General features: G+C 35.2%; 8 protein-coding genes. All 8 read left to right on the top strand.

What is annotated here, in order from left to right; all coding sequences use genetic code 11:
* Positions 1–79: 79 nt before the first annotated feature.
* Complete coding sequence (dprA, locus tag AC3AX0_RS04765; RefSeq protein WP_487549163.1) at positions 80–1,228, top strand: DNA-processing protein DprA; 1,149 nt, start codon at positions 80–82, stop codon at positions 1,226–1,228.
* A complete protein-coding gene (gene topA, locus AC3AX0_RS04760; protein ID WP_487549162.1) occupies positions 1,221–3,416 on the top strand; it encodes a type I DNA topoisomerase in 2,196 nt (731 codons plus the stop codon). The genes dprA and topA overlap by 8 nt, the downstream gene beginning before the upstream one ends.
* Before the next feature lie 127 nt (positions 3,417–3,543).
* The gene (gene rpsB / locus AC3AX0_RS04755; protein ID WP_487549161.1) at positions 3,544–4,305 is read left to right on the top strand and encodes a 30S ribosomal protein S2; all 762 of its coding nucleotides are present in this window, start codon (positions 3,544–3,546) and stop codon (positions 4,303–4,305) included.
* Between the two features lie 93 nt (positions 4,306–4,398).
* Positions 4,399–5,049: a translation elongation factor Ts gene (gene tsf / locus AC3AX0_RS04750; RefSeq protein WP_487549160.1), complete on the top strand. Its 651-nt coding sequence runs from the start codon at positions 4,399–4,401 to the stop codon at positions 5,047–5,049.
* Between the two features lie 60 nt (positions 5,050–5,109).
* Entirely contained in the window at positions 5,110–5,823 is a 714-nt protein-coding gene (gene pyrH, locus AC3AX0_RS04745; protein ID WP_487549159.1) for a UMP kinase, read from the top strand.
* Position 5,824: 1 nt separating this feature from the next.
* Positions 5,825–6,382 (top strand): ribosome recycling factor, encoded by a 558-nt coding sequence (gene frr, locus AC3AX0_RS04740; protein WP_487549158.1) that lies wholly within the window; start codon positions 5,825–5,827, stop codon positions 6,380–6,382.
* Between the two features lie 5 nt (positions 6,383–6,387).
* A complete protein-coding gene (locus AC3AX0_RS04735; protein WP_487549157.1) occupies positions 6,388–6,576 on the top strand; it encodes a hypothetical protein in 189 nt (62 codons plus the stop codon).
* 57 nt (positions 6,577–6,633) lie between these two features.
* On the top strand, positions 6,634–7,024 hold a 391-nt coding region (gene uppS, locus AC3AX0_RS04730), incomplete at its 3' end, for a polyprenyl diphosphate synthase (RefSeq protein ID WP_487549156.1).

Genomic DNA, 7,024 nt, shown 5'->3' with positions numbered 1-7,024 from the left:
AAGTATGAACGATAGGTGTGGTAGACATAATATAAATAGAAAAAAGAAGACAATAAAATTTTGGAATAGAAGGTTGATTATGGATAAATTAACGAAAAACATTTTAATGTTAAACAGTACAATTGGTCCAAACAACGCACTTGTTGAAAAGATAGAAGATTTTTTTGGAGATGAAGGGCTAAAAAATCTCCACCTTATGTTGAATGAATTGAAGGATTCCAATATTCTTGATAAGGTAAAATATAATTCTGTTAAAAGATTTGTTGAAGAAGATAAAATTGAGTTTTATATTGAATACCTTGAAAAGGAAAATATAAGAACTATAACAAAATATGATAATGATTATCCAGATAAGCTCAAGTATATTGACAACCAGCCTTATGTATTATATATAAAGGGAGATTTAGAAAAACTAAACACTTCGAAAATAGGTATATCTATTGTTGGATCCAGAAAAGCAACTTCCTATGGTAAATGGGTTGTCGAAAATATTGCCGGTGAATTGGCAGACAGGGGAGTTTCAATTATTAGTGGTATGGCATATGGAATTGATTCAATAGCTCACAGGGTTTCCTTGGAAAGAGGGAACTTCACAGTTGCAGTACTTGGTTCGGGTATAGATGTCATATATCCTGCAAAAAATAAGAAACTCTATTATGATATAGAAGAGAAAGGATGCTTAATTAGTGAATTTGCTCCTGGAACACATCCTATGGGATTTAATTTCCCATTGAGAAATAGGATAATCAGTGGACTTGGAGATGGAGTTCTTGTAGTTGAGGCTGGAATTAAGAGCGGCTCTATTATAACAGCTACTCGCGGAGCTGAACAGGGAAAGGAAGTCTTTGCAGTTCCAGGAAATATCGATAGCATTTACAGCAAGGGGACTAATCGTCTTATAAGAGATGGTGCCAAAATCGTAACATGTGCTGAGGATATTCTTGAAGAACTATCCTATGATTCTTATGAAAACAAGAACTTCCATGCAGATTTTGACAGTTATGATGAAATTCATATTGCACTTCTTAAAATTCTCATGGCGGGTGAAAAATCTATAACTGAAATAGAAACAAAACTTGATTATGATATGAATAAAATCCTAAGCAATTTGACAGTTCTGGAAATGGATGGTTTAATTGTACAGGGTAGCGGGAAGAAATTCAGACTTGTAAACAATGAAATTATTAAATATATGGAAACGGTAACTAAAGGAGGAAACGATGGCTAAAAACCTGGTTATAGTGGAGTCACCATCCAAGGCGAAAACAATAGCAAAATTCCTAGGTAAAAACTATAAGGTAAAAGCATCGGTAGGTCATTTGAGAGATTTACCTAAAAGCAAGCTTGGAATAGAGGTAGAGGATGATTTCAATCCCAATTATATTACTATTCGTGGTAAGGGCGATATAATAAAGGAATTGAAGAAAGAGGCAAAAAAAGCGGATAAGATATACCTTGCAACTGACCCCGACAGGGAAGGAGAGGCAATATCATGGCATCTTGCTGAAATACTCAAGCTGGATCCAAAAGACAATATAAGAATTGTCTTTAACGAAATAACAAAAAATGCAGTTACAAACGCAAAGAAAAATCCTAGATGCATTAATCAAGACCTTGTTGACGCCCAACAGGCTCGAAGGATACTTGACAGATTAGTAGGATACAAGATAAGCCCTTTATTATGGAGAAAAATAGAAAAAGGTCTAAGTGCTGGTAGGGTTCAATCCGTTGCAGTGAAACTGATTTACGACAGGGAAAAGGAAATTGAGAATTTTGTGCCGGAAGAGTATTGGACAATAGATGGTGAGTTTGGAGAGAAAAAAACATTGGAAGCAAAATTTGCTGGTGAACTTAATGGCAGTAGAGTTAGAAAGATTACCATAAACAACAAGGAAGAATCTGACAAGTTGCTTGAGGTTTTAAAAAGTACGGAATATGGAGTAATTGAAAAAATTACAAACAAGAAAACGAAGAAATCTCCTTCACCTCCCTTTACAACCAGTTCATTACAGCAGGATGCGAACAGGCAATTGAATTTTTCCACAAAAAAGACAATGATGATTGCTCAGCAGTTGTATGAAGGTGTTGAGATAGAAGATCAGGGTACCTCAGGTCTTATTACCTATATAAGGACGGATTCTTTTAGGATATCGGATGAAGCTAAACAAGAGGCTGCTGAATACCTGGAGGATAGTTATGGCAAAGATTATGTGAATATTTTAAGAGTTTTTAAAACAAAGAAAAAAAATGACATTCAAGATGCTCACGAAGCCATAAGACCTTCGACTGTATACAACCATCCAGACCGTATAAAAGAATCCCTTACAAATGATCAATATAAATTGTACAGGCTTATTTGGAAGAGATTTTTGGCTTCATGTATGGAATCAGCGGAATTTGAGAATCTTACAATTTTAATAAATGTAGAAGGTTATGCCTTTAGATACAGTGGAAAGAAGAAGCTCTTTGACGGATATATGAAGGTGCTTCCATCAAAGGACAAGATTGACGAGTTTCCAAAACTTGAAGAAGGAACCGACATCAAGATAAAAAAAATACTGGAAAAGCAAAATTTCACAAATCCTCCAGCAAGATTCAACGAAGCTTCTCTGGTCAAGACTATGGAGGAACTGGGAATTGGAAGGCCGAGTACATACGCTCCTACAGTTTCAACTATTTTAAACAGAGGTTATGTTGTAAAAAACGAAGGTGTTTTTAACATTACCGAGATAGGTGGAATAGTTACAGAGCTTTTAATTGAGCATTTCAGTAGTATAATCAACGACAAGTTTACAGCGGACCTTGAAAACAAGTTAGATGAGGTGGAATCAGGAAATATCATATGGCAAAAAGTTATTGAAGGATTCTACACTGAATTTGAAAAGACTCTTATAGAGGCAGATAAGAATATAGAAAAGATTGAAATAGAGGAAGAAGTCACGAACATTGATTGTGAAAAATGCGGATCTAAAATGGTTGTTAAAAAAGGCAGGTTTGGAAAATTCCTGGCTTGTCCAAACTACCCGGAATGTAAGAATACAATGCCTTACGACGCTGAAACTGGTGAAGCAAAGGTAAGTGATGTTGATTGCGATAAATGCGGAGCAAGAATGGTAATCAAAAAAGGAAGGTTCGGAGAGTTCTTAGCTTGTCCAAACTATCCGGAATGCAAGAATACAAAGCAGATTGAAAAAACAATTGATGTAAAATGCCCTAAGTGCGGTGGAGACATACTGGAAAAGAGAACGAAAAAAGGAAGGAAGTTTTTTGGATGCAGCAATTATCCGGAATGTGATTTTACAGCTTGGAATGAGCCTGTGAACGAAAAGTGTCCAACCTGCGGAGGCCTTCAAGTTAAGAAAAAAACAAAGGATGGAGAAGTATTAGTATGCACAAATGATAATTGTGAAAAATAATATTTACAAACAATTATTGTTATGGTATACTACTTCAGGTATTACACACAGCTGATGATTTCCAAGGGTGTGCCGAAAGGTCCTTTGGGAAGAAGATTTAGTTGGAGGAAAAACAAGGAGGAAACAAATGGCAGTATTAAGTATGAAAAAATTATTGGAAGCAGGAGTTCACTTCGGACACCAAACTAGAAGATGGAATCCTAAAATGGCGGAGTATATCTTTACTGAAAGAAATGGGATCTATATAATAGATCTTCAGAAAACTACAGGATTGATAGATGATGCTTATGCGTTTGTTAAAGAGGTTGTGGCAAACGGAGATGAAATTCTTTTTGTTGGAACTAAGAAGCAGGCTCAGGAATCAATCAAAAAAGAAGCTCAAAGATGTGGAATGCACTTTGTAAGTCAAAGATGGTTAGGTGGAATGCTTACAAACTACAAGACTATCAAAAGTAGAATCAACAGACTTCATCAGCTAGAGCAAATGGAAGCAGACGGTAAGTTTGAAATGTTGACTAAGAAAGAAGTAATCAAGTTAAGACATGAAGGTGATAGACTTGAGAAATTCTTAGGTGGAATCAAGAATATGAACAAACTTCCAGGAGCAATGTTTATTGTAGACCCTAAGAAGGAAAGAATCGCAATAAGCGAAGCTAAGATAATGGATATTCCTATCGTAGCTATTGTTGATACAAACTGTGATCCTGATGAAATTGATCATGTAATTCCAGGAAATGACGATGCAATAAGAGCAGTTAAGCTTTTAACAGCTACTATGGCAGATGCAGTTCTTGAAGCAAAGCAGGGATTTCAACTTGAAGATGTAGAGCCAGCACAAGAAGCTGAAGTTAAAGCATCTGAAGTTAAAGCTACTGAAGAAGTTAAATAAAAAATATAAGTTAATAGAAAAATATAAAGTTTAGGTAAGGGGAAAGGGATTAAATCCCTTGTCTAACTTACCTTTTATTATTAGGAGGTTAACATGGCAAATTATACAGCAGCAATGGTTAAAGAATTGAGACAAATAACTGCAGCAGGAATGCTTGATTGCAAAAATGCATTAGTAGAAACAGATGGTGATCTTGACAAGGCAATTGACTTTTTGAGAAAAAAAGGATTGTCAAAGGCAGCTAAGAAATCAGACAGAATTGCAGCAGAAGGAATAGTTGCATCTTATATCCACAGTAATAGAATAGGTGTTATTATTGAAGTAAACAGTGAAACTGACTTTGTTGCAAAGAACAAAGAATTCCAAGACTTTGCTAAAGATGTAGCTATGCAGATTGCAGCGCAAAACCCTACATATCTCAAGCCTGAAGAAGTTCCTGCCGATGTAATAGAAAAGGAAAAATCTATCCTTAGAGAGCAGGCATTGAATGAAGGAAAACCAGAAAAAATAGTTGATAAGATGGTTGAAGGAAGAATCAAGAAGTTCTATGATGAGAACTGCTTGTTGAACCAGACTTTCATAAAAGATACTGATAAAACAATTCAAGTTTTATTAAATGAGTTAATCGCTAAAATTGGTGAAAATCTTATAATCAGAAGATTTACAAGATACGAAGTTGGCGAAGGTTTAGAGAAGAAAGAGGAAAATTTCGCAGAAGAAGTTGCTAAACAAATGAATATGTAATATTATTAGATGGAGGACATTTTGTTCTCCATTAAAATTATACAGCAATATGGAGGCTTTATGGATTATAAGTATAAACGAATTGTCTTGAAAATCAGCGGAGAAGCTCTTGGTGGTGACAAAGGCAGTGGTTTAGATGAAATGACACTGGTTAAGATTGCCAAAGAAATCAAAAATATTAATGACCATGGTGTTGAAGTTGCAATTGTTGTAGGTGGCGGTAATATATGGAGAGGTGCTAGTGCAAAACATACAGACAGAGCAACATCGGACTATATGGGTATGCTGGCAACTATAATTAACGGCATGGCATTGCAGGATGCACTTGAAAATATAGAGGTACCTACGAGAGTACAAACAGCAATTGAAATGAGACAGGTGGCTGAGCCTTATATAAGAAGAAGAGCCATTAGACATTTGGAAAAAGGACGAGTTGTAATCTTTGCTGGAGGATCAGGTAATCCTTATTTTTCAACTGATACAACAGCTGCCCTAAGAGCTGCAGAAATAGATGCGGATGTAATATTACTAGCTAAAAAAGGCGTTGAAGGAGTATACAACGATGACCCTAAAACCAACCCTGATGCAGTTATGTTTAATACTTTGAAATATATTGATGTTTTAAACAAAGGGCTAAAGGTAATGGATTCTACTGCAACTTCTCTTTGTATGGATAATAAAATACCAATTATTGTATTTGGAATTGAACACCCTGAAAATATTATTAAAATAATAAAAGGTGAAAATATAGGAACTATTATTAAGGAGGATTAACATGCATACTGATGTTCACAAGGAATTAGAAAAAAGAATGGATAAAACTATTAACTTTTTGAAGGAAGATCTTGCTAGCATAAGAGCAGGAAGAGCCAATCCAAAATTAGTAGATAAAATCAAGGTGGATTACTATGGTACTCCAACACCTCTAAATCAATTAGCTAGTATTTCCGTACCGGAACCTAGATGTCTTTTAATACAGCCCTATGACATTAATGCTTTGAAGGATATTGAAAAAATAATAGGAGCTTCAGATCTGGGTGTCAATCCAAGCAATGACGGAAAGGTAATTAGAATAATGATTCCAGAGTTGACTGAAGAAAGAAGAAGGGATCTTCTAAAGACGGTAAAAAAGGAAACAGAAAATGCAAAGGTAGCTCTTAGAAACGAAAGAAGAGATACAAATGATTCATTGAAAAAAATGGAAAAGAACGGCGACCTTACTAAGGACGACTTGAGAGATTCCGAAACAGAAGTTCAGAAGATTACAGATAATTTCATCAAGAAGATTGATGAAATTTATACTAATAAGGAAAAGGAAATTCTAGAGGTATAAATGATATGAAGGAACTGACAGGATTCTCTTTAAGAGAGGCTATCAGGCTAATCAACAAGGATGAAAAAAAAATGATAGAAATATGCTATGCTAAGGGGTCTAACAGGAATTTCAACACGAATCTAGTAAACCCCGTAGTTATTCGTGTTTTGAAAACTGATGATGTTTATAACTTGACTGTTTCGTATTTTTAATCCCCGAAAGGGGATTTTATTAATCATTTTAAATTGGATGAGGTGAAGGATAAGAGTATGAATGACTTGATTGACATGAAAAGAATCCCCAATCATATAGCTATAATTATGGATGGAAACAGAAGATGGGCAAAACTTAACAATAAAAATAAAATGCTTGGACACAGGGAAGGCATGTTCAGAATCAGGGAGATTGTTGAAGAATGTGTAAAACTTGGAGTCAAATCTTTGACCGTATATGCATTTTCCACTGAAAACTGGGGCCGAGAGAAAGATGAAGTGGGTTATTTGATGAACCTTCTTCTCGAATTTTCAAAAACCATGATAAAACCTTTGGATGATGCCGGTGTAAAAGTAAACATTTTTGGAGATATTTCAGAACTACCTGAAAGGACCAGGTCAAGTATTCTAAAATCTATTGAAAAAACTTGCATGAATGACAAGATGA

Source organism: Dethiosulfatibacter sp., from assembly GCF_983023055.1.
Note: the sequence above shows the minus strand (reverse complement) of the source record. Positions and strands in the feature narration are given on the sequence as shown.